General features: G+C 56.4%; 19 protein-coding genes. 14 read left to right on the top strand and 5 right to left on the bottom strand.

Features of this window, described 5'->3' with window-relative positions:
* Nucleotides 1-124 precede the first annotated feature (124 nt).
* The 7 genes from A6R74_RS00750 (at nucleotide 125) to A6R74_RS00780 (ending at nucleotide 9,176) form a co-directional block, all read left to right on the top strand.
* On the top strand, nucleotides 125-1,894 hold the full coding sequence (locus tag A6R74_RS00750; RefSeq protein ID WP_064232465.1) for an SLC13 family permease: 1,770 nt from the start codon (nucleotides 125-127) through the stop codon (nucleotides 1,892-1,894).
* A 90-nt stretch (nucleotides 1,895-1,984) separates the two neighbouring features.
* Nucleotides 1,985-2,650 (top strand): alpha/beta hydrolase, encoded by a 666-nt coding sequence (locus A6R74_RS00755; protein WP_064232466.1) that lies wholly within the window; start codon nucleotides 1,985-1,987, stop codon nucleotides 2,648-2,650.
* A 46-nt stretch (nucleotides 2,651-2,696) separates the two neighbouring features.
* Nucleotides 2,697-3,395 carry a hydrogenase subunit MbhD domain-containing protein gene (locus A6R74_RS00760; RefSeq protein WP_082906536.1) on the top strand — a complete coding sequence of 233 codons (699 nt, stop codon included), beginning with the start codon at nucleotides 2,697-2,699 and terminating at the stop codon, nucleotides 3,393-3,395.
* Nucleotides 3,392-4,882 carry a complex I subunit 5 family protein gene (locus A6R74_RS00765; protein ID WP_064232467.1) on the top strand — a complete coding sequence of 497 codons (1,491 nt, stop codon included), beginning with the start codon at nucleotides 3,392-3,394 and terminating at the stop codon, nucleotides 4,880-4,882. Before A6R74_RS00760 ends, A6R74_RS00765 begins: the two co-directional genes overlap by 4 nt.
* Nucleotides 4,879-6,384 (top strand): complex I subunit 5 family protein, encoded by a 1,506-nt coding sequence (locus tag A6R74_RS00770; protein ID WP_064232468.1) that lies wholly within the window; start codon nucleotides 4,879-4,881, stop codon nucleotides 6,382-6,384. Before A6R74_RS00765 ends, A6R74_RS00770 begins: the two co-directional genes overlap by 4 nt.
* Nucleotides 6,381-8,153 (top strand): complex I subunit 5 family protein, encoded by a 1,773-nt coding sequence (locus A6R74_RS00775; protein ID WP_064232469.1) that lies wholly within the window; start codon nucleotides 6,381-6,383, stop codon nucleotides 8,151-8,153. The genes A6R74_RS00770 and A6R74_RS00775 overlap by 4 nt, the downstream gene beginning before the upstream one ends.
* Nucleotides 8,154-8,189: 36 nt before the next feature.
* Entirely contained in the window at nucleotides 8,190-9,176 is a 987-nt protein-coding gene (locus A6R74_RS00780) for a YihY/virulence factor BrkB family protein (RefSeq protein ID WP_064232470.1), read from the top strand.
* Nucleotides 9,177-9,248: 72 nt separating this feature from the next.
* On the opposite strand, the gene A6R74_RS00785 is transcribed toward A6R74_RS00780, so the two are convergent.
* Nucleotides 9,249-10,658, bottom strand: a complete 1,410-nt coding sequence (locus A6R74_RS00785; protein ID WP_064232471.1) for a PhoH family protein — start codon at nucleotides 10,656-10,658, stop codon at nucleotides 9,249-9,251.
* A gap of 195 nt (nucleotides 10,659-10,853) precedes the next feature.
* On the bottom strand, nucleotides 10,854-11,723 hold the full coding sequence (locus tag A6R74_RS00790; RefSeq protein ID WP_064232472.1) for a LysR family transcriptional regulator: 870 nt from the start codon (nucleotides 11,721-11,723) through the stop codon (nucleotides 10,854-10,856).
* A gap of 115 nt (nucleotides 11,724-11,838) precedes the next feature.
* On the opposite strand from A6R74_RS00790, the gene A6R74_RS00795 reads away from it, so the two are divergent.
* The gene (locus tag A6R74_RS00795) at nucleotides 11,839-12,705 is read left to right on the top strand and encodes a cation diffusion facilitator family transporter (protein WP_064232473.1); all 867 of its coding nucleotides are present in this window, start codon (nucleotides 11,839-11,841) and stop codon (nucleotides 12,703-12,705) included.
* A 101-nt stretch (nucleotides 12,706-12,806) separates the two neighbouring features.
* Nucleotides 12,807-13,079: a hypothetical protein gene (locus tag A6R74_RS00800; RefSeq protein WP_064232474.1), complete on the top strand. Its 273-nt coding sequence runs from the start codon at nucleotides 12,807-12,809 to the stop codon at nucleotides 13,077-13,079.
* 109 nt (nucleotides 13,080-13,188) lie between these two features.
* On the opposite strand, the gene A6R74_RS00805 is transcribed toward A6R74_RS00800, so the two are convergent.
* Nucleotides 13,189-13,374, bottom strand: a complete 186-nt coding sequence (locus tag A6R74_RS00805; RefSeq protein ID WP_064232475.1) for a DUF3008 family protein — start codon at nucleotides 13,372-13,374, stop codon at nucleotides 13,189-13,191.
* A 107-nt stretch (nucleotides 13,375-13,481) separates the two neighbouring features.
* Between A6R74_RS00805 and ybaK the strand changes: the two genes are divergently transcribed.
* The 3 genes from ybaK to A6R74_RS00820 all read left to right on the top strand — a co-directional run bounded on the left by ybaK (nucleotide 13,482) and on the right by A6R74_RS00820 (nucleotide 16,351).
* The gene (gene ybaK, locus A6R74_RS00810) at nucleotides 13,482-13,949 is read left to right on the top strand and encodes a Cys-tRNA(Pro) deacylase (protein WP_064232476.1); all 468 of its coding nucleotides are present in this window, start codon (nucleotides 13,482-13,484) and stop codon (nucleotides 13,947-13,949) included.
* A 95-nt stretch (nucleotides 13,950-14,044) separates the two neighbouring features.
* Nucleotides 14,045-15,442: an ATP-dependent RNA helicase DbpA gene (dbpA, locus tag A6R74_RS00815; RefSeq protein WP_064232477.1), complete on the top strand. Its 1,398-nt coding sequence runs from the start codon at nucleotides 14,045-14,047 to the stop codon at nucleotides 15,440-15,442.
* A 33-nt stretch (nucleotides 15,443-15,475) separates the two neighbouring features.
* Nucleotides 15,476-16,351 carry a PA4780 family RIO1-like protein kinase gene (locus A6R74_RS00820; protein ID WP_064232478.1) on the top strand — a complete coding sequence of 292 codons (876 nt, stop codon included), beginning with the start codon at nucleotides 15,476-15,478 and terminating at the stop codon, nucleotides 16,349-16,351.
* Here A6R74_RS00820 and tkt read toward each other — a convergent pair.
* A complete protein-coding gene (gene tkt / locus A6R74_RS00825) occupies nucleotides 16,348-18,339 on the bottom strand; it encodes a transketolase (protein ID WP_064232479.1) in 1,992 nt (663 codons plus the stop codon). The genes A6R74_RS00820 and tkt overlap by 4 nt on opposite strands.
* Nucleotides 18,340-18,378: 39 nt before the next feature.
* The gene (gene tal, locus A6R74_RS00830; protein ID WP_121499337.1) at nucleotides 18,379-19,320 is read right to left on the bottom strand and encodes a transaldolase; all 942 of its coding nucleotides are present in this window, start codon (nucleotides 19,318-19,320) and stop codon (nucleotides 18,379-18,381) included.
* Nucleotides 19,321-19,670: 350 nt separating this feature from the next.
* Between tal and A6R74_RS00835 the strand changes: the two genes are divergently transcribed.
* Nucleotides 19,671-20,144, top strand: coding sequence for an RpiB/LacA/LacB family sugar-phosphate isomerase (locus A6R74_RS00835; protein ID WP_064232481.1), 474 nt, complete (start codon nucleotides 19,671-19,673; stop codon nucleotides 20,142-20,144).
* 93 nt (nucleotides 20,145-20,237) lie between these two features.
* Nucleotides 20,238-21,968 (top strand): dihydroxyacetone kinase family protein, encoded by a 1,731-nt coding sequence (locus tag A6R74_RS00840; RefSeq protein ID WP_064232482.1) that lies wholly within the window; start codon nucleotides 20,238-20,240, stop codon nucleotides 21,966-21,968.
* Nucleotides 21,969-22,004 lie beyond the last annotated feature (36 nt).

Here is a 22,004-nt window from a genome sequence, read left to right on the forward strand (position 1 = left end):
CTCACACCTCACACCTCACACATATATTCCATTTTGATCTTTAAATGGTTCTAAAAATAACTTTTTAGAATATAAGATTGGCTTCACAATACCCTCATGCTTATTTGTTAAGGATGTGTTGGTTATGTCGCTGGATGCTTGGATAGCGGTAGGGGTGGTGCTCACCATCTTCCCGTTGATGGCCTTTTCACGCCTGGGGCCGGATATTATTTTGTTGGGCGCGGTTATTGTGCTAATGACGCTGGGGGTGATTGACCCCCAGCAGGCGCTGGGGGGCTTCTCTAATAGCGGCCTGTTTACCGTGGCGTTTATGTATGTACTGGTCGCCAGTATTCGCGAAACCGGCGGCATCGACCTGATCATTCGCTATGTGCTCAAACGGCCCAAAAGCGAGCGGGGCGCGCTGGTTCGACTGCTGCTGCCGGTAGCCTCGCTTAGTGGCTTTGTCAATAATACCCCCGTCGTTGCTACCTATATCCCCGCGGTCATGAGCTGGAGCCGTCGGCTGCGCTTGTCTCCCCAGCGGCTGCTGATGCCGCTTAGTTTCGCTTCTATCCTGGGTGGCACCATCACGCTATTTGGTACCAGCACCAACTTGGTGGTGCATGGGTTGCTGCTGGAGCGCTACCCAGAGCTTGGCATGGGGCTGTTGGATTTGGCTTGGGTGGGTGTTCCTGTAGCCGTAGCAGGACTTGCCTATCTCATTTTGTTAGGGCCACGTCTGTTGCCCGCTCGGGAGGGGCTGGCCAATGCGTTCGCCAACCCGCGAGAGTTTACCATTGAAATGGAAGTCGACCCGGCAGGTGTGCTGGTGGATCGCAGCGTCGAAGAGGCAGGACTACGCCACCTACAAGAGCTGTTTCTGGTCGAGATTGAGCGCGAGGGTAACGTGGTCAGCGTGGTGGGGCCTGGCGAACAACTCAAAGGTGGTGACCGGCTGGTATTTGCAGGCACCTCTGATGCGGCGGTGGAGCTGCAGCAAATCCGCGGTTTGATCCCCTCCCGGGATGGCACTTCCAGTTTGGAGAAGGAGTTTAAAGAGCGTCGCTTGGTTGAGGCGGTGGTGTCTAACCAGTGCCAGTTTATTGGCCAGCGAATTCGCGATGGCCACTTTAGAACCTTGTATGGAGCCGCCGTGCTGGCGATCTGCCGTGGCGGTGAACGGGTTAAGGGCAATCTGGGGCAGGTGCGGCTGCAGCCCGCCGATGTGCTGCTGCTGGAAGCGCGGCCCCCGTTTATTGAGCGTCACCGCCAGTCACGGGACTTTTTGCTGATCAGTGAACTCAATGGCGCGGCGCGGCCGATCCATGAAAAAGCGCCGCTCGCCTGGGGCCTGCTGTTAGGTGCCGTGCTACTCGCCGCTTTCGGTGTGTTGAGCATGCTTAACGCGGCCATGCTGGGTGCCGCATTGGCGTTGATGACCGGCTGTTGTTCGGTGGGCGCTGCCAAGCGCGGCTTGGATACCCAGGTACTGCTCACCATTGCCGCCTCCTTTGGGGTGGGGGCGGCGTTGCAGAGTTCCGGTGCTGCCGGGGCGATCGGTGGCGGAGTATTGACTCTGGTGGCGGGTAATCCACTGTTGCTGTTAATCGGCACTTACTGCGTGGTGGCGCTGCTTACCGAGCTGGTCACCAATAACGCTGCGGCGGTGATTATTTTCCCGGTGGTGATGAGCGCCGCGGAAAGCTTGGGCGTTAGCCCAATGCCCTATGTGGTGGCCGTCATGTTTGCCGCCTCGGCGAGCTTTTTAACCCCCATCGGCTATCAAACCAATTTGATGGTGTATGGCCCTGGGGGTTACCGGGTGAGCGATTTTCTACGCCTGGGCAGTGGATTAAATATACTGACAGGTGCCATAGCGCTGGTGTTAATTCCCCTGGTATGGCCTTTTTAAGTGGGCTGTGACTATTTTAGGCGCTCTCCCGCTCGCTGTTAACGCAGGTTTGCGCTAGGGTGGCCCTTTTTGCATAAGGAATACGACGTTATGACTGCTCCTGGCGAACTGATTATTGAGCCGAAAGATGGTCAACCCGCCGATGCCTGTGTGTTCATTATTCACGGCTTAGGCGCGGATGGGCACGATTTTGAACCGCTGGTGCCAGCACTGGCGCTGCCAAAAGATTCCCACGTGCGCTTTATCATGCCCCATGCGCCACGCCTGCCGGTGACGATTAATGGCGGCATGGTGATGCCCGCCTGGTACGATATTCTCGCCATGGACTTGGGGCGTCGGGTTGATGAGGTTCAGCTCAAGAAATCCGCTGAGCGCATCCAAGCGCTGATTCAAGAGCAGATTGACCAGGGGATCGATAGCCAGCGCATTATTGTCGCGGGCTTTTCGCAGGGTGGCGCGGTTGCCTACCACGCCGCGTTGACTTTTCCCGCGCCGCTGGGTGGCTTGTTAGCCATGTCGACCTACTTCGCGACCGCCGACAATATCGACCTTGCAGAAGCTAACCGCCAGATTCCTGTGGAAGTTCAGCACGGTAACTTTGACCCCATTGTGCCTGAAAGCCTGGGACGTAGCGGCGCCGAGCGCTTAAAAGAGATGGGCTACGCGGTCAACTATCGCCAATACCCTATGGCCCATGCGCTCTGCCCCCAGCAGGTCAATGATATCGGCAAATGGTTGAGTTCTCGCCTAAACTAAGCGCCTATTCCTATTCGTGACCGATGCAAGGATGTAGCGAAAACGAATGATAGCTTTCTTTGATGCGATGAAACCTCTTGATGCAATGGAAATACTGCTGGCGCTGTGCCTGACGGCGTCGGCACTAGTGTGCCTGTTTGATCGCCACTTGCTGCGTGCCTGCTGCTTTTTTGTCGCCTTTGCGGCTTCAATGACGCTGGCTTGGTGGTGGCTAGAGGCTCCCTGGCTCGCCGCTGTCGAATTGGTGTTGGGCGTTGCGCTAACCGGGGCCTGTTTTTTTTATGCCCTGGGCCACGTTTTACCCGGCGTTTCATCCCCTCTCGAGCGGGATAGATTTAGCGAGCCCTGGCCGCGGGTGGCGATGCGCGTGTTCTTGGCGCTGGCCTGGTTTGTCATGGTCGGTGCCGCCATTCGCTATGTTATCGCTGACATGGCGTATTCACCTTCACAGCATCCGCTGCTGCTTGCGGGCGTGGTGATTGCCGCCAGCGCTCTGGGGGCGTTTGCATTACATCGCCATTTGCTGCGCCGGTTGCTAGCGTTCAATATTCTCGGCTCGGGGGTATTTATGCTGCTGGCCGGTGTGGCGGGCACCTCGGCGTCTGCCCAGGCGTTAATTAGCGTCGGGCTGCTAGTCGCCTGGCTGGGAAGCATGCTGGGTGCGCTGCTGATTAGACAGCTTTTGCATCTGGAAGGGGTCGAAGCCTTAGGGCGCGACGGTAAGCGCAAGGAGAGCGCTACATGATTTGGCGCTTTGGCCTTTTCGATAGCACCTTTGAACCTCTTGCTAGCACCCATTGGGCGCTGTTAGCTGCGCTTGGCTTGCCGCTGCTGCTAGGTCTCTTAGCTGCACTATTTCCTCCTAAACGAGCCTTTCCCGTTGCGCTGGCGAGCCTGCCAATATTGGCGTCCGGGTGGATGTTGCTATCTGCTTATGACCAGGCGGGTCTGCTCCGTTGGCAGTGGGAAATAGCCGGTGTTCACTTATCGCTCCGCTTAAACGGGCTGAGCGTGCTGCTGCTGTTAATGACCCAGGTGATCGGCGTTGCTGCGGCGCTTTATACACCTGGCTATCTGCGCTTAAGCGAAGCCGGGCCATTGGCACGCTGGCTGTGGCCGCTGATGGGCGTTGTGCTGAGTGCGCTGTCGTTAATTTGGCTGGCCACCGATCTGCTGACCCTTTACCTAGCACTGGAACTGATGGGCTTGGCGGCGGTGGGTATGCTGCTGTTATCGGGAAAGGTGCCCGCGCTAGTGGCGGGAATGCGCTATTTGCTGTTGGCGCTGGTAGGCTCGCTCACCTATCTACTCGGGGTCGCGCTGATTTTAGGCCACTGGGGTCGATTGGATCTGCAGGGCTTGGCTGATGTTATAGAGCCTGGCCCGGTGGCATGGTTCGCCGCCGCCCTGATCGGCACTGGTCTGGCCTTAAAAGCGGCAATGTTTCCGCTGCATGCCTGGCTGACCCCGGTGCATGAGAGTGCCTGGACACCCGTGAGCGCGTTGCATGCCGCGCTGGTGATCAAAGCGTCGCTGTTTATACTGCTGCAGCTGTGGAGCATTCTACTCCCTGAAACCTTCTACGCCCCGCGTGTTATCGCCTGGTTAGGCCTACTGGCGATTGTATGGGGCGGATTGCTGGCATGGCGTACTGATTCGCTTAAAACCCTGGTTGCTTCGTCCACCGTGGCCCAGTTGGGCTACCTGATGGTGGCTTTTCCACTGCTGCTGGGGCCAAATATCGAACCGCTGCCCCGGGCGTTAGCTTGGGAAGGGTTCTGGCTGCAGCTAATGGGCCACGCCTTTGCCAAAGCCGCCATGTTTATGGCAGCAGGCAACCTAATACTGGCCACCGGTGAGAGCACGCTCAAAGGCTTGGCGGGTACCAGCCGCCGTTTGCCGCTGTCACTGCTGGTGTTTGGCATCGCCTCTATCACGCTAATGGGCCTTCCGCCCAGTGCTGGCTTTACGGCCAAATGGATGCTGCTGCAAGCGATGATCATCACCCAGCAGTGGTGGGCGGTGGCGGCGTTATTAACCGGCACGCTATTAACCGCGGCCTATATATTCCGCCTGTTTCGTTACTCGTTTGACGAAACAGCTCCTCGCCATCGTTACCAACCTCTGGCGCCCGGTATGGATCTGATCGCACTAACGCTGGCCCTGATTGCGTTCGCCCTAGGACTATTGGCGCATTTTCCGCTGGAATTGATGCATGGAGGTAGCCCATGAACGCCGCCTGGTTACCGCTGACCGCTTTGGCGACCTCGCTCCTGGTGGTGGTGATTATTTTTGCGCTGCCGGAAGACGCCAGACGACTACGCACCACGATCAACCTCGCGGCGGCAGTGGTTAAGATTATTTTGGTTATGCTGATGGTCAGGCGAGTAGCCGCAGGTCATGAGGATATTTTTAGCTTTCAGGTAGTCGGGGGTGTTGATTTCGTACTGCGCAGCGATGCGCTAGGGGTGATGTTCGCCGGGTTATCGTCACTGCTGTGGCTATGCACCACGGTTTATGCCATCGGCTATCTGGAAGGTTCTGCCAACAGGAAGCGCTTTTTTGGCTTTTTCAGCCTGTGCGTTGCGAGCACCATCGGCATTGCCCTCGCCGATAACCTGTTTACCTTTCTGATTTTCTACGAAATGTTGACGCTCTCCACCTACCCACTGGTGGTTCACAAGGGGACGCAGCAAGCCCTCAATGCGGGACGTGTCTATTTACGCTATACGCTAAGCGCCGGTGTGGTGCTGCTACTGGGGGCGGTGCTGTTGTATAGCCTGACCGGGGATCAATCGTTCTCTTCAGAAGAAGGCTTGGGCGACTATGTGAACGATCACCGCGGCCTGCTAACGCTGATATTTGCCCTCTTGGTAGGCGGGTTGGCGGTAAAAGCGGCCATGGTGCCGCTGCACGGCTGGCTACCCAGAGCGATGGTGGCCCCCGCACCGGTGAGTGCGCTGCTGCACGCGGTCGCGGTGGTGAAGGCGGGCGCATTTGGCATTTTGCGGGTGGTTTACGACCTGTTTGGCATTGAGCTGAGCGTGGAGCTGGGCGTTATCACCGCCTTAGCGGTAGCGGCCTCTATTACGATTATCTATGGCTCGTTAAGGGCGATTGCTCAAGAGGAGCTCAAACCACGCCTAGCGTTCTCCACCGTCAGCCAGGTCTCCTACGTCATACTCGGTATAGGCTTATTCGGCCCGTTTGGCACCGTTGGTGCTTTAGCCCACTTGCTGCATCAGGGCCTAATGAAGGTCACGCTGTTCTTCTGTGCAGGTAACTATGCCGAAGAGCTGGGGATTCATCGCATCGATGAAATGGACGGCGCCGGTAAGCGCATGCCGTTGACCAGCATTGCATTTACTATCGGCGCGTTAGGCATGATTGGCCTTCCCCCGGTGGCGGGTTTTATTACCAAGTGGTATCTCGGGGTTGGCGCGATTCAGGCTGAGATGTACTGGGTCGTCGCTGTGCTAGTGGCGAGCAGCACACTCAATGCCATGTACTTTTTACCCATTGTGCACCGCTTATGGTTCCGTTCAGGGCCCTCCCATGGCAAAGGGAGTTGGCCCAAAGAGCAGCGTCTAGGCCGTTTTGAAACCCATGGCTGGCTGCTTTTGCCCATGGTGTTTACCGCCATGGCCAGCCTGGGCGCTGGGCTATTTGCCGGGCTTCCCTTTAGCCCCTTGGATTGGGCGGCTCGGGTAGCCATCGGGGAGTACCTGCCATGATGACGCTGCTGCTCGCCCTGACGCTACTTTGGCCACTGGTCGTCGTCGGCTGGACGCTATGTAACGCCTATCGCATTTCCGCTGCCCGGCGTGGCTACTTTTCGGTGCTATGGCTAAGCGCTAGTTGGCCAGCGCTGCTGTTAGCCTACGGCGGCGAAGCGCAGTGGACGATGGATGCCTGGATGCTGGGCGGTGAATGGCCGCTAAACTCGCTAAGCCGCCCGTGGCTTGCGTTTACCGCGCTGCTCTGGAGCCTGGCGGCGTTTCATGCCAGGGGCTATTTTGCAGCGGAGCAGGCGAAGGCTCAGGACGGTGATCAAGACGCCGAGCGGCGCCTGTTGCGCTTGGCGCTGTTGTGGCCGCTGACGCTGCTCGGCAACGTGCTGCTGATTATTGCCCAGGATATCGCCAGCTTTTATCTAGGCTTTGCGCTGATGACCTTCGCCGCCTACGCCCTCGTAGTGCATAGCGGTTCACAGGAAGCACGGCTGGGGGCAAAGGCCTATTTGATATTAGCCGTGGTGGGAGAAGGGCTTATTCTTGGTGGCTTTCTCTGGGCGGCCGGGGAAGCCGATACGCTTACGCTACAAGGGGTACGCGAAGGTATTTTAGTCGCTGAGCAAGGCGCATGGATGGCCACTTTGCTGTGCTTGGGTTTTGGTGTGAAAGCAGGCGTTATCGGCCTGCACGTATGGCTACCACTGGCCCACCCGGTGGCACCGGCGCCCGCCAGTGCGGTACTGAGTGGGGCGATGATTAAGGCAGGGCTATTGGGCTGGATCAGTGTGCTGCCGCTGGGTGATGAACAGGTGTCATCATCGCTAGCCCAGTTTGGCAACCTGATGCTGATGGCGGGGCTTGCGGCTGCCTTTGGCGCCGCGCTGTATGGGGTTTTTCAGCGCCATCCCAAAGCCGTGTTGGCCTACTCCAGTATCAGCCAGATGGGCATGATGACCGCGCTGGTGGCCATGGGCTTAGTCGCCCCAGAGGTATGGCCGCTGCTATGGCCAGGCTTGGTGCTGTTTGCTGCCCATCACGCGCTGGCCAAAGGCGCATTGTTTATGGGTACTAGTATCAGCGAGCACCTACCCCGCTGGCCGCTGCCGTTGATATGGGCATTGCTAGCGCTTCCGGGAATATCATTGGCAGGTACCATTGGCGCAGGCCTGGTCAGCAAGTGGGGCGTGAAGAGTCCGCTCTATGAAATGCACCATGAGTCCTTGATCAAACTGCTCAGTTGGGCTGCAGTTGGCACTGCGGCACTGGTGAGTGTTGCCTTATGGCGTCAGTGGCAGCAGCGCCATCAAGGGGGCAGTAACCGCGAGCAGTGGAGTGCCTGGTTAGTCGCCATCGCTGCAGCGCTGTTAACGCCGCTTTGGCTTCCCCTTCCTGCAGGAAGCATCGAGATACCGCTGCTGAAAGAGTGGCTCGGAATCATGTGGCCCTTGCCGGTAGGGGTTGTGTTCGCCGCGATGGGCTGGCTACTAACGCGGCCGCTGAAGGGTAAATCGCTCCCCGCAGGCGACCTATGGTGGCTTTACGCGGGTATTGTAGTCGCTGTGCTGGTGCCATTACGCTGGTTCGGGCACTGCTGCGCCCAGATGAAAGCGACGAGCGTGGCAACCGCACAACAAACCGAAGAAACGTTGATGGGGCATTTAACGCGGCTGTTATCGGCCGAGTCCTGGTTGCGTCACCATGCCAGTGGCTTGATGATGGTGCTTGCCGTATTGCTTGCGGCGCTACTGATGTGGGAAGGCCAGCGATGAGACGACTGTTTGCAATGTGCTTGTCAGGAGCCTGCTATGAGTAAGCTCTCGCGCGGTCGCCGCGCGCAGGTACCCGCTGATATCCCGCAACGTGGCTGGCAGGATATTGCCTGGCGGGTAGTGCGCGCCGCGCGCCGTAACCGCCTTACTATGCTGGCCGCCGGTGTGGCTTTCTACGCCTTATTGGCGTTGTTTCCTACCATTGCAGCGGTCATTTCTCTTTGGGGGTTGCTGTTTGATCCTTATGAAGCTGGCCAGCAGTTGTACGAAATTAGCCGCTTTATGCCACCGGATGCTGCCGAGTTAATCGATAAGCAGGCCCAACAGGTCGTTGAGAGTGCGGAGTCAGGTAACTTTCTAGGTGCTCTCGCCGGGTTGCTGATTGCCATGTTTATCGCTTCCAAAGGGGTGGCGGTATTGGTGATTGGCCTTAATGTAGTCTACGGCGAAAGCGAAAAGCGCAGCCTGTTACATCGCAGTACGGTATTGGTATCGCTGACCTTTGGCTTGATTTTTATGACCCTGGTCTCGCTGGCTTTTATTGCTATCGTGCCGGTGGTCGTCAACGCCCTGGCGATTGACCAACCGCTGAATCGAATACTGCAGTGGCTGCGCTGGCCTGCACTATTGTTGATGATGAGTATGCTGATTGCGCTGCTCTACCGCTACGCGCCCTATCGACGTTCAGCCCAGTGGAGCTGGTTAAGCTATGGCACGCTGTTGGCAACGGTGATGTGGCTGTTAGGTTCCGGCGGGCTTTCGCTCTATGTGCGCTACTTCTCTACCTTTAGTGAGCTGTACGGCTCATTGGGAGCGGTGGTGGCGCTAATGTTATGGTTCTGGCTCTCCGCCTTTGTGGTGCTGTTTGGTGCGGAAGTTAACTGTGAGATGGAGCGCCAAACCTTCACCGACACCACCATTGGCGAGGCGCGCCCGTTGGGTGAGCGGGAGGCGTTTGCCGCGGATACCATTGGCGCCCCTCAGCCATTGAAGGGCTCAACCGGTAACACTGAGACTGAATAACCCCCACCCTTTGTTAGCGGTGGGAGGTGGTGGGTTTTAACAAGCAGGTTTAAAGAAGAGGGCTTAAAGAAGTTAAAGCAGTTCTTCCGCCGCCAGTGCCAAGCGCGAGCGCTCAACGCTTTTCAAGGTGATATGCCCAGCGTGGGGCCAATCACGGAAACGCTCCACCACCGCGGCCATGCCGCAGGTGTTGGCAGTGAGATAGGGCGTATCAATTTGCCCGACATTGCCCAGGCAGACAATTTTGGTATTGCGTCCCGCCCGTGTTACCAGCGACTTAAGCTGTTTAGGGGTAAAGTTTTGTGCTTCATCAATAATCAAAAAGGTGTCGTTTAAGGTGCGCCCGCGCATAAAACTTGGCGAGCGGATTTGTACCCGCGAGCCAATTAACTGACGGGTGGCGCCGTTATCCCAGCTGGATTCTCCCTCCTCGTTGCGCAGCAGGTTATCCATATTGTCGTGGAAGGCACCCATCCACGGTGACATTTTTTCCTCCTCGGTGCCGGGTAAAAAGCCAATGTCTTCGCCCATGGGAATCGGCGCGCGGGTAAACACAATGCGCTCGAACAGCTTGGCATCCAGGGTTTGCTGAAAGGCCGCGGCCAGGGTCATAAAGGTCTTGCCGGTACCGGCATTACCGGCAATGGTCACTAGGTCAATATCGGGATCCATGAGTAGGTTGAGGGTGAAATTTTGCCGGCTGTCGTGGGCGTGAACCCCCCAAACGCCCGCGTGGTGGCGGTAGTTAGTGAGTAGCTGAAGGCGTGCTGAAGAGGGGCCCAGTTCGCGAATGATCGCTTCGAACTCAGCGCCGTTTTCGCTATCCGAGACCAGCATGCCCACGTGCCAGTTGCGGGGCATAGTGCCGGTAAGCTGATAGAAAGTATGGTGATCCAGGCGCTCCACAGTGACATCGACATTCAACGCTTCCCACAGTGAGGCGCCATTTTGCCCTGCAGAGGCGTAGACCTGAGCGCCTTCTATCATGGCGTCGCTGTCGGAGAAGGCACGGTCGTTGAGGTAATCCTCAACAGGCACTTTTAACGCGGCGGCTTTAACGCGTAGGTTGATATCTTTGGTGATCAGGATGACCGAGGCGTCGGGACGTTCTTCGCGTAGGCGGCAGGTTTCCGCCAGTATGCGGTTATCGGGGCTATCGTCGAGGGCGTCAAAGAGTTTTAAATCGTTGTAGCATAAAAAGTGCAGGCGTCCTGTGTCGCCGCTGAGCCGGGGAATCGGAATACCACGTTGGATCTCATCAAAGGTGACTTGGCTGGTAAGGTCAGAGAGCGTACGGCTGATTTGGCGAGCCGTGCGGGCAATTTCACGTACGCCATTTTTGTGCTTATCAAGTTCCTCCAGGACGGTCATGGGGATAACGACATCGTGCTCATCGAAGTGGTAGAGCGCGGTGGGGTCATGGATGAGGACATTGGTGTCCAACACATACAGCCGAGTGGCTTTCTTATCGAGTCGTACCATCGTTGGAATCACTCCTTGGTTGACGGCAACTTCGACACTGGCAGGTGCGTATTACGCCCAGATGACACTTACCAGTGTTCCTCACGTGGCGTGTCCTGGCGTCTCCTTATTTAGCTGTTTTTAATAGCGTGGAAGGCTTTGGCGTTTTTTGCCACAAAAAAGATTTCAACGATATGTCAGTAAGTTCGCATTGGCTTAATTCAGGGTGGCTAAAAAATGCGTCACTTTATTCAATAGCGCGGTGGCGACCACACCACAGTTATCGCTTTCAACATAGCGGTAGTAATGGCTATCCAACGCCAAATCGTGATTAAGCGTGCACAGCGTACCTGCCTCCAGGGCGCCTTTAATTAGTGGGTAAGGCAGCAGCGCCCAGCCGGTCGCGTTGATGACAGCGTCGCGAATGACTTCAAACATGGTCAGCCCAAGGTAATTGCCTGAAAACAGCGCCTCGCTAATCAGTTTGTCATCCTGCACGTGGGTTAAACACACTTGAGTGTACTGGGCCAGGTCGTCGCGGTTAACGCTGGGCAGTCGGCTAAGCGGGTGATGGGGCGCTGCCACCAAGCGCATGCTCACCGGGGCAAGATTGGCCGCCTTGGCGTCGATGCCTTCGGCGGTATACAGGCCAAAGGCAATATCCACCGTCTGGCGCTGCACAAACTGAGTATGTTCCTGGGGTGGCACCAAGTAGACCGAAATCGCGGTTAGCGGAAATTGCTGCTTTAAATCGTGCATCACCTGGCGCCAAAACGCTTCGGGCAAGGCGTCATCGCGGGCAATACCGAGCTGGCTTTCCACCCCCTGTAAGTGCTGATGGCAGTGTTTTTTGATTCGACTAGCGCTGGTTAGCAAGCGGTAGCAGTCGGGAAGCACGCTATCGCCTACGGCGGTTAGCGTTAGGCTGTTGCCCGAACGCTCGAATAGCGCCACGCCCAGGCTGTCTTCCAGCGCGTTGACGGCGGCGCTCAACGTGCTGCGTTTAAGGCCGGTATGCCTCGCTGCAGCGGCAAAGGAGCCGTGCTCGGTGACATCAATAAAAGCCTGTACCTGTTCAGCGCGCATCGTTACCTCGGTTAGCCCTTTGAGCGCCAGTAAAATTGGCGCTGAGCGATTCGTGATTGTTATCACTCCTGACTATTATGGCCCACAATTCGACTAATGTGATGGAGTTATCCGCGTGACCCCCTTTGTTGCCGAGCGCCGTGCGCTAAGATTTTCAGCTATTTCCGCTAGCCTGTTTGCGTTTACCGGGCTGGCGCTGGGGCTGACCAGCGGTTCCATAACGATTCTTTTTGACAGTGGCTACTCGCTGTTAAGCTTGATACTGGCATCGTTATCGTTATTTGCGCTTCAGCAGGCGCGTAAACCTGCGGATGATCACTACCCCTTTGGGCGACTGACGGTAGAGCCACTTGCCGTGCTGCTCAAAGGCGTAGTGATCGCGATGGTCTGTGTCGTCTCGCTGGTCTCAGCCCTGTGGAGCCTGCTCGACGGTGGGCGCTTGGTCACGCTGGATTTGGCACTGATGTTTGGCGTGGTCAATGTGACGGGCTGCCTATTAACTTGGTGGTGGCTGGCGCGCTACGCCCGGGTGGCGCGCTCCTCGCTACTGGCTGCAGAACTGCGCCAGTGGCAAATGGATACCTGGCTGAGTGCCGCCGTCATGTTGGGCTTTGCGCTTACCTGGGCGCTAACCCAGTCACCATGGGCCAGCTACGCGCGCTTCGCTGACCCGGTCATGGTGCTGATCATTGCAGGCTACTTTCTCCCGATGCCGATTCGCATGGTGAAGGGGGCATTACGTGAGCTGATGTTTGGCGGCTCTTGCAGCAGCGTGCGACAAGAGGTGGTGGAGGATGTCGCCGACTTTGATGTCACCGCCGACGATGTGCGCCTGGCCCAGGTGGGCAGCTTCCTGATGGTGGATATCCAGCTAGACAAGCAGCAGTTCGACGACGCCCAGGAGATTGTGGACAGCGTCGAGCAACGATGTAAGCGGCTAAATCTACGCCCGATTACCAGCCTTACCCTGGTTGCTGGCTAAGGCATGTGAAAAAGCATTGACGTCCGATTAAAGGCAGTGCTATTAAGCGCTACCGACAATGGGTGTCGGCTTAATAGTGCTACGTTGAGGGTTGTAAAAACATGCCATTGCGCCGCTGTTTACCCGTACTGCTGCTGACCGCACTGGTCGCTGGCTGTGCTAGTTCTACCATTGCGCCAAGTTACACCACCAACAATCCGGACGTTATGCGGATTGGCGGCGAGCGCCCGGCCAACCGCGATGCGAGCGTTGAAAGCGCCGGCTCTTTCTGCCTGGAAACCGCCGAACGCTGGAACGAGCACGGTCGCACGCCAGATGGTCAAACGTTATGGGCAAAAGATACCCTGCGTAAAGTGGTGCCTTGCAAGCAGTAACGATTAGTAAGTCAACACAACAGCGCCAGCTTATTGAAGCTGGCGCTGTTTCTTATATGTCTCTTTTCGCTGGCAAGTTTAGCTGGCAAGGGGCTATCCAATAGAATGATTACTCCTCTTTCTTCTGCGGATTGCCTTTGCGTTTTGTGCCCGCCATCTCCTCTAGCTCGTTTTCACTCATCGAGTCATACATCTCTTTAGAGGCGCCTACCAGTTCGCTGGGCTTGGTTTCGCCGCGTTTAGCGGAAAGGGCTGCCCCAGCAGCTTTCTGCTGAGCTTTTGAAGTGGCTTTCATTTTGAGACTCCTGTCAGTTGACTTCCTTAACTCGGTCACGTTATTAAGCCTAGCAGCGGGTAGTGGTATTTTCCTACTGGTTGACGCTTTTAACTTAAGAGAGAGAAATGACACCGGCGATTAATAGTGCAAAACATGCAGGCATTGCCTTTCAAATCCATGAGTACCATCACGATACCACCGCGCACTCCTATGGGTTGGAGGCGGCTGAAAAACTAGGCGTCGCGGTTAAGCAAGTATTTAAAACACTGGTGGTAAAGCTGGATGGTAAGCAGCTGGCAGTGGGCATTGTGCCCGTCACAGGGCAGCTAAACCTAAAGCAGATTGCCAAAGCCGCTGGGGCCAAAAAAGCGGCCATGGCAGAGCCGTCGGAAGTTGAGCGCACGACGGGCTACGTACTGGGGGGCGTTAGCCCGCTGGGGCAGAAAAAACGCTTAGCCACCTTTATTGACCACTCCGCCGAACATTTTGCCAGCATTTATGTCAGTGCAGGGCGCCGCGGGCTTGAGATTGAGCTTTCCCCAAAGGACTTAGCTACGTTGATTCAGGCTACATTTGTACCGCTGGCAGCGTGATGTCGATGTGATGGCGGCGCAGCCCGAGGCACTTTCTGGTATGGTGCTTCACATTATAGGTTTGCGGGGCAATACGGCCCCTTCAGGAATTTTCTGTGTCCGACACTTCTTTTGCATCTCTGGCGCTTCCAACGGCGCTACTTACGAATCTAGACACCCTTGGCTACCACGAAATGTCGCCGGTGCAGGCGGAAAGCCTGCCGCCCATGCTGGCCGGGCGCGACGTGCTGGCCCAGGCGAAAACCGGCTCAGGCAAAACCGCGGCGTTTGGTTTAGCGTTGCTAGCTAAGCTGAAAGTGGAGAGCTTCGCGGTGCAGGGCCTGGTGCTGTGCCCCACCCGAGAACTCGCTGATCAAGTCGCCGAAGAGCTGCGCCGTTTGGCCCGCGGTATGGCCAATGTGAAAATACTCACCCTCTGCGGCGGTGCGCCTTTTGGCCCGCAGCTCGGCTCTTTAGAGCACGGGGCACATATTGTGGTCGGCACCCCAGGGCGTATCGACGAGCATTTGCGCAAAGGCTCGCTCGCTCTGGGTTCTCTCACCATGCTGGTGCTGGATGAAGCGGATCGCATGTTGGATATGGGTTTCCAGGCAACCATTGATGACATCATTGCCGACACCCCAGCTGACCGCCAAACGCTGCTGTTTAGCGCAACGTTTCCGGATGAGCAGTCGTCAGGCGGCCTAACCGAGATGACCCGCGGGGTAGTGCGTAATCCGGTGACGGTCAAAATCGCTGAAGTGCACGATGCCAGCACCATTCGTCAGCACTTTTATAGCGTCGCCAATGAAGAAGCGCGATTCGATGCGCTGCGCCAGCTGCTGCTGACCTATCGACCTGCCACCAGCGTGGTGTTCTGCAATACCAAACGCGAAACCCAAGCAGTCGCCGAGCAGCTGACAGACGCCGGGTTTAGCGCCGTGGCGCTGAATGGCGATCTTGAGCAGAAAGACCGCGACCGCATACTGATTCTGTTCGCCAATCAGAGTGTATCTATTTTGGTGGCCACCGATGTGGCCGCCCGCGGCTTGGATATCGCCGAGCTGGATGCCGTGTTTAACTACCAAATTGCCCGCGAGCTTGATGTTCATGTGCACCGGGTAGGGCGCACCGGGCGTGCCGGGGCCAGCGGCATAGCCTGTACGCTCGTCACCCCTAAAGAGAGCTATCGTTTGGAGCGGCTGGAAGGGTTGCTGGAGCAGGCGATTAAAACGGAACCCATGCCTAAACCCCAGCACTCGGGGCCGTTTGAGCCGCCGATGGCCACACTGCAATTAGCCGGTGGCAAGAAAGATAAGCTACGCCCGGGGGATATTCTGGGAGCGCTGACCAGTGAAGGTGGGCTACGCGGCGATCAAGTGGGTAAAATCAAAGTACTCGCCCGCAGTGCCTATGTGGCCGTTGAGCGCAATGTGATCCAGCAAGCTCAGGCCAAACTTGAGCGTGATAAATTAAAAGGGCGTGCTTTCCGTGTTCGCCGTATCCGTTATTGAACGCGTACCAAAGAGGAGCCGACGCAGCTAACCATGAAAATTCCTAAACGATTACAGCCCCTTGTCGATGATGGCATGATCGACGAGGTGTTGGTGCAGTTAATGAGTGGTAAAGAGGCGCAGGTCTACGTGGTGCGCTGCGGTGAAGAAGTACGCTGCGCCAAGGTGTTCAAAGAGGCTAAGCAGCGCAGCTTCAAACAGGCCGTTCAGTACCAAGAAGGGCGTAAAGAGCGCAATAGCCGCCGTTCAAGGGCGATGGCCAAAAAAACCCGTTACGGCCAGAAAGAGCAGGAGCAGGCGTGGTTGAATGCCGAAGTCGACGCCCTCTATCGCCTTGCCTCGGCGGGTGTGCGGGTGCCCGAGCCCCACGGTTTTGTCGACGGTGTACTGTTGATGGAGATGATCAGCGACGCCGAGGGCAATGTGGCGCCGCGTCTGGACGAAGTAACGCTTAACCCAGAGCAGGCCGAGACCTACTTCGCCAAGGTCATTCAGGACGTGGTTAAAATGCTCTGCGCGGGTTTGATTCACGGTGATTTGTCGGAATTCAACGTGCTGGTCGATGCCTCCGGCCCGGTGATTATCGATCTGCCCCAGGCCGTCGACGCCGCCGGTAATAACAGCGCGGCCGCGATGCTGTATCGTGATGTGGATAACATGCGCAATTACTTCGGCCAGTTCGCGCCGGAGATTCTGAATACCGAGTATGGCAGAGAGATGTGGGCGCTTTATGAGTCGGGCGAACTGCACCCGGATAGCAAGCTCTCCGGCCACTTCGATGCTGACACCCACATTGCCAACGTCGATGAGCTGATGGAAGTGATCGACGACGCCAAAGAGGAAGAGGCCGATCGCTTGGCGCGCATGCGCGATGATGACGACGATGGCGAGATCCCGCAGCCTTACTAATCCAGTAGCTCATTGGCCTGGTTGACGATGTTCTCGACGGTAAAGCCGAAGTGCTTGAACAGATCCCCCGCCGGTGCGGATTCGCCGTAGGTGGTCATGCCGATCACGCGGCCGTCCAGACCCACATACTTGTACCAGTAGTCGGCGTGGGCGGCTTCAATGGCGATACGCTTGGTCACCGCTTTGGGCAGTACGCTTTCGCGGTACTCCGCGTCCTGACCGTTAAAGCGATAGGCCGATGGCATCGAGACCACGCGCACGGCTTTACCCTGCTGTTCAAGCTCCGCGGCGGCGTCCATGGCCAGTGCCACTTCTGAGCCAGTAGCAATCAGAATCAACTCGGGGGTGCCCTCGCTGTCTTTAAGTACGTACGCGCCGTTTTGAATCGCCGCCAGCTGCGCCTTAGTGCGCTGCTGATGGGGCAGGTTCTGGCGTGAAAGTACCAGTGCCGTGGGGCCAGAGTGGCGTTTGATCGCCGCATCCCAAGAAGCCGCTGTTTCCACCGCATCACAGGGGCGCCAGGTGTTCAAGTTAGGCGTGGTGCGCAGGCTGGTCAGTTGCTCAATCGGCTGGTGAGTCGGGCCATCTTCCCCCAAGCCAATGGAGTCGTGGGTAAATACGTAAATCACCTGCTGGCCCATCAACGACGCCATGCGAATCGAGTTACGCATGTACTCCATAAAGATCAGGAAGGTCGCGCCGTAAGGTACCAGACCGCCGTGGAGGGCGATGCCGTTCATGACCGCGCCCATGCCGAACTCACGTACGCCGTAGTGCAGATAATTACCGCTGGCATCTTCCGGGGTGATTGCCTGGGCGCCTTTCCAAAAGGTCAGGTTAGACGGCGCCAGGTCGGCGCTGCCGCCTAGCAGCTCTGGCATTTTCGGGCCAATGGCATTTAACACTTCAAAGGAGGCTTTGCGTGAAGCAATGGTCTCGCCGCGCTCTTGGGCCTGCTCAATCAAGGCCTCAGTAGGCAGTTCCGTCGGCAGTTGGCGCTTCATGCGGCGGGTGAATTCCCGCGCTTCCGTGGGGAAGGCTTCAGCATAGTGGGCAAAGCGTGCCTCCCACTCTTGCTGACGGGTTTTGCCTGCAGAACGCGCATCCCAGGCCGAGTAGATCGGCTCGGGGATATGGAAAGGTGCGTGGGGCCAGTCGAGCTGGGTACGCGCCAGGGCCACTTCGTCATCACCTAAAGGGGCGCCATGGGCGTCCTCTTTACCCTGCTTGTTGGGCGCACCAAAGCCAATAATGGTCTTGCAGATGATCAGGCTCGGCTTATCGCCGTGGCTCTTGGCCAGTTCAATGGCGGCTTTCACCTCTTCAGGCTTGTGACCATCCACATTGGGCACCACGTGCCAGCCGTAAGCGTCAAAACGCTTGGCGGTATCGTCGGTAAACCAGCCTTCCACTTCGCCATCGATAGAGATGCCGTTATCGTCATACAGGGCAATCAACTTACCCAGCTGCTGGGTACCGGCTAGCGAGGCCGCTTCGTGGGAGATGCCCTCCATCAAGCAGCCATCACCCAGGAAGCACCAAGTGTGGTGATCGACGATAGTATGGCCCGGGCGGTTAAACTGCGCCGCCAGGGTTTTTTCAGCAATGGCAAAGCCCACGGCGTTGGCAAAGCCCTGGCCCAGCGGGCCGGTGGTGGTCTCAATACCCGGGGCATAGCCAAATTCCGGGTGGCCCGCGGTGGGCGAGTGCAGCTGACGGAAATTCTGCAGCTGTTCCAGGCTTAGCTCGTAGCCACTCAGGTGCAGCAGCGAGTAAAGCAGCATGGAGCCGTGGCCATTGGAGAGCACAAAGCGGTCACGATCGGCCCACATGGGGTCTTCGGGGTTGTGCTTGAGGTAGTCATTCCATAGCACCTCGGCGATATCAGCCATTCCCATGGGGGCGCCAGGGTGGCCGGATTTGGCCTTCTGAACGGCATCCATGGAGAGGGCGCGAATGGCATTGGCTAGCTCAAATCGGTTATTCATATCAGTGGTACCTTGGTTGTTGTATTGAGTAGCGTGTCGTTAGGCACGAGCAGCCAGGCGTTGAGTGATCAGCGACTCTAATGTTTGTTGGTCGCTGGCGAAGCGGCGGATCCCGTCAGCTAACATCTCGTTGGCCATGGCATCTTGATTGTGCTGCCAACGAAACGCCGCTTCTGATAGCGGTGTGGATGCTTTATGAGTGACGGATTGTGGTTGGATGCTGGGGGTGACCTCTCCCTCCAGGCTATCAAGCTGCTCTAACAGGGCGGGAGAGATGGTCAGACGATGGCAGCCCGCCAGCGCCAAGACTTGATCGGTGGTACGAAAGCTCGCCCCCATAACCACAGTGTCGTAACGACTAGCGGCAGCCTTCTCGCAAATCCCTTTTACAAATAGCACGCCAGGATCGACTTCTGGGGTGAACTGCTTGCCTGTTGTCTTTTGGTACCAATCGCTAACGCGGCCAACGAAGGGTGAGATCAGATACACCCCCGCATCAAAGCAGGCCTGTGCCTGAGCATCGCTGAACAAGAGCGTTAAATTGCAGTTGATGCCTTCACGCTCTAGTTGCTCAGCCGCACGGATCCCTTCCCAAGTTGACGCGAGCTTAATCAAAACGCGGTTGCGGTTAATGCCCTGTTTTTCGTAGCGCTCAATCAGTTCGTAGGCCTTGCGGATGCTGGCTTGGGTATCAAAAGAGAGGTGTGCGGACACTTCTGTCGATATGCGTCCAGGAATCACGTTGGCAATTTGCTCGCCGATGGCAACCGACAGCTGGTCAACTATCCGGCTACTCTCCTTGGGGCGTGATTCAGCAAGCACTCTATCGATCATCTCTTGATAGCGAAGGAGCTCGAAGGCTTTGAGAATCAACGAGGGGTTGGTGGTAGCGTCCTGTGGTTGATAGCGCGTTATGGCATCCAAGTCGCCCGTGTCGGCCACGACCAGTGAGTGTTCGCGTAATCCCGTTAGAAGTGACATCACTCATCCTCGTTAATAATGTGCATTAAGTGATCAGATGATTAATCATTTTCATCAGTTTAGTCAAACAAGAGAACTGCTTGGATAGGTTTTAAGCCCTTAATGCAAAAATATAAGGCGCTGTGGTCATTGGTTTTTTTTCGTATATTTATATTAAAATCAATGTTTTATTAAATTTTTTTGCTTTTTTCTTCTTTTTCCCCTATCAAAAAACAGTTTGATCTTATGATCGATGTCTTTACATATGCTCGGTTGGTGATAGATTGAATAGGGTCCGACTGGCAGCTGTGTAGCGGTATTCCTCGTTGTCAGTCGTCCATGTTTCTATTTTCTGGAAAGGGAGAGCATGAATGTCTAATGCGACGCCTCCTCTCAGAGTCGCTATTGGCGGTGATGAAGCCGCTTACGACTTGAAAGAGATTCTCATTGGTTATATCCGAGAGTTAGGCTACGAAGTTGAAGATTTCGGCACTTTTAATGCCCAGCCGGTGCTGTACCCGGACATTGCCTTTGAGGTGGCTACGGCTATTAAGGAGGGGCGCTTCGATCGTGCTGTACTGGTTTGTGGTACGGGAATCGGAGTGGCTATTTCTGCCAATAAAGTGCCCGGGATCCGCGCTGCGCAGGCCCACGATACGTACTCAGCGGCAAAGGCGCGCACCAGTAATAATGCCCAAATTGTCGCGCTGGGGGCCCGAGTGATTGGGCCAGAGTTGGCGAAATCAATAGTGGCCACCTTTTTGGGTAGTAACTTTGCGGGTGGTAATTCCGAATTAAAAATAGCAAAAATTGACGAATATGAGTCCCGACTGAATACTCAGTAATCGTGGTATCGCTTATATTCGTCGACGCTGATTAATAACAACAGCATGCAAACTGTGATCACGCAGTTAGGCCTCACTCCAGAGGATATAATAATGACACGCCTATTTAATGACCCTAGTGATTTTCCAGAAGAAGCCCGTTTAGGCTTAGTAGCCGCGCATCGCGATAAGTTGATGGCTGTGCCAGGAGGTGTTGTGCGCAGTACGCGCAGCCAGCCAGGCACTGTTGCGGTCGTGATTGGCGGCGGGAGCGGCCATTACCCCACCTTTGCGGGACTGGTTGGGCAGGGCTTGGCCCATGGGGCGGTCATGGGGAATCTGTTTTGTTCGCCCTCTGCGCAACAAGTCTACTCCGTCGCCAAAGCCGCTAACAACGGTGGTGGCGTGCTGCTCTCTTTTGGTAATTATGCCGGGGATGTTCTGCACTTTGGCGAGGCGCGCGAGCGTTTGATCGCGGACGGTATTGCTTGTGAAATCGTGTTGGTCACTGATGATGTCGCCAGTGCGCCCTTGGCGGAGATTGATAAGCGCCGGGGCATCGCCGGTGATTTAACCGTTTTCAAAGCTGCTGCCGCTGCCGCAGAGAATGGCTTATCACTGGAAGAAGTCGTTCAAGTGGCGAAAGAAGCCAATCGCTGCACGCGCTCTTTTGGGGTGGCGTTCGAAGGATGTACGTTACCGGGCGCAGCCGATTCGCTCTTTCATGTGCCCGAAGGCAGGATGGCCATAGGGTTGGGGATTCACGGTGAACCGGGCATTAGCGAGACGGATATCCCTTCCGCAGATGGCTTGGCAGAGATCCTCGTTACCCGATTATTGGAAGAAGTGCCAGAAGGTATCAATCTTAAAGGGGCTCGGGTGGCGCCGATACTCAATGGTTTGGGTACCGTTAAGTATGAAGAGCTGTTCGTTATTTATCGCAAGGTTGACGAATTGCTGCAGGAGGCTGGGGTTACCATCATAGAGCCGGATGTGGGCGAGCTGGTGACCAGTCTTGATATGGCCGGGGTTTCACTGACGCTATTCTGGCTTGATAAACACATGGAGCCGTTGTGGATCGCTGCGGCGGATGCGCCGGGCTATCGAAAAGGCAGTGTGACGCCAGCACAGGCGCTGGATCCGGCCGAAGTCGAGGTGGTAACTCAAGATGAGATTCCCGAGGCTAGCGATGCCTCGCGGCAATTAGCGCTCGGCGTTGTCGAGGCGCTCGAAGTACTGGCAAATACAGTCAATGCAAACTGCGAGATGCTGGGCCAGATTGATGCGGTGGCTGGCGATGGTGATCACGGCATTGGCATGCAGCGGGGCAGCAAGGCTGCTCTTGAGGCGGCCAAAGAGGCTTGCGATAGAAGTGCGGGCGCGGAGACCGTGCTGCAGTGGGCTGGGCAGCGCTGGTCAGATAAAGCGGGCGGCACCTCTGGCGCTATCTGGCGGGTTATCTTAAAAGCGATGGGGGAATCACTTGGCAATCAGAAGCCGCTTTCAGGGCAGCGACTTGCTGCTGGTGTAGTCAACGCCCGCCAGCAAGTGATGGCATTCGGGAAGGCTGAATTGGGTGATAAAACGCTTGTCGATGTGCTGGTGCCTTTTGCTGATGCCCTATCTTTGCAGGCTGAGAAAGGCCAGGGAGCTGTGGCTTGCTGGGAGTCGGCCGCACCCATAGCGAGTGAGGCGGCTGAGGCTACCAGGCAGTTAATTCCCCGAGTGGGCCGCGCACGCCCATTGGCTGAGAAAAGCGTGGGTACACCCGATGCTGGGTCGGTTTCATTGGCACTGATTGTTCAGGCGCTGATTCCTGTGTTGAAAAAGTGTCAAGCAAGCTGACATGATACATGCCCTTCAACAACTCCTGGATGCCGA

Source organism: Halomonas sp. ALS9, from assembly GCF_001651035.1.
Lineage (GTDB): Bacteria > Pseudomonadota > Gammaproteobacteria > Pseudomonadales > Halomonadaceae > Vreelandella.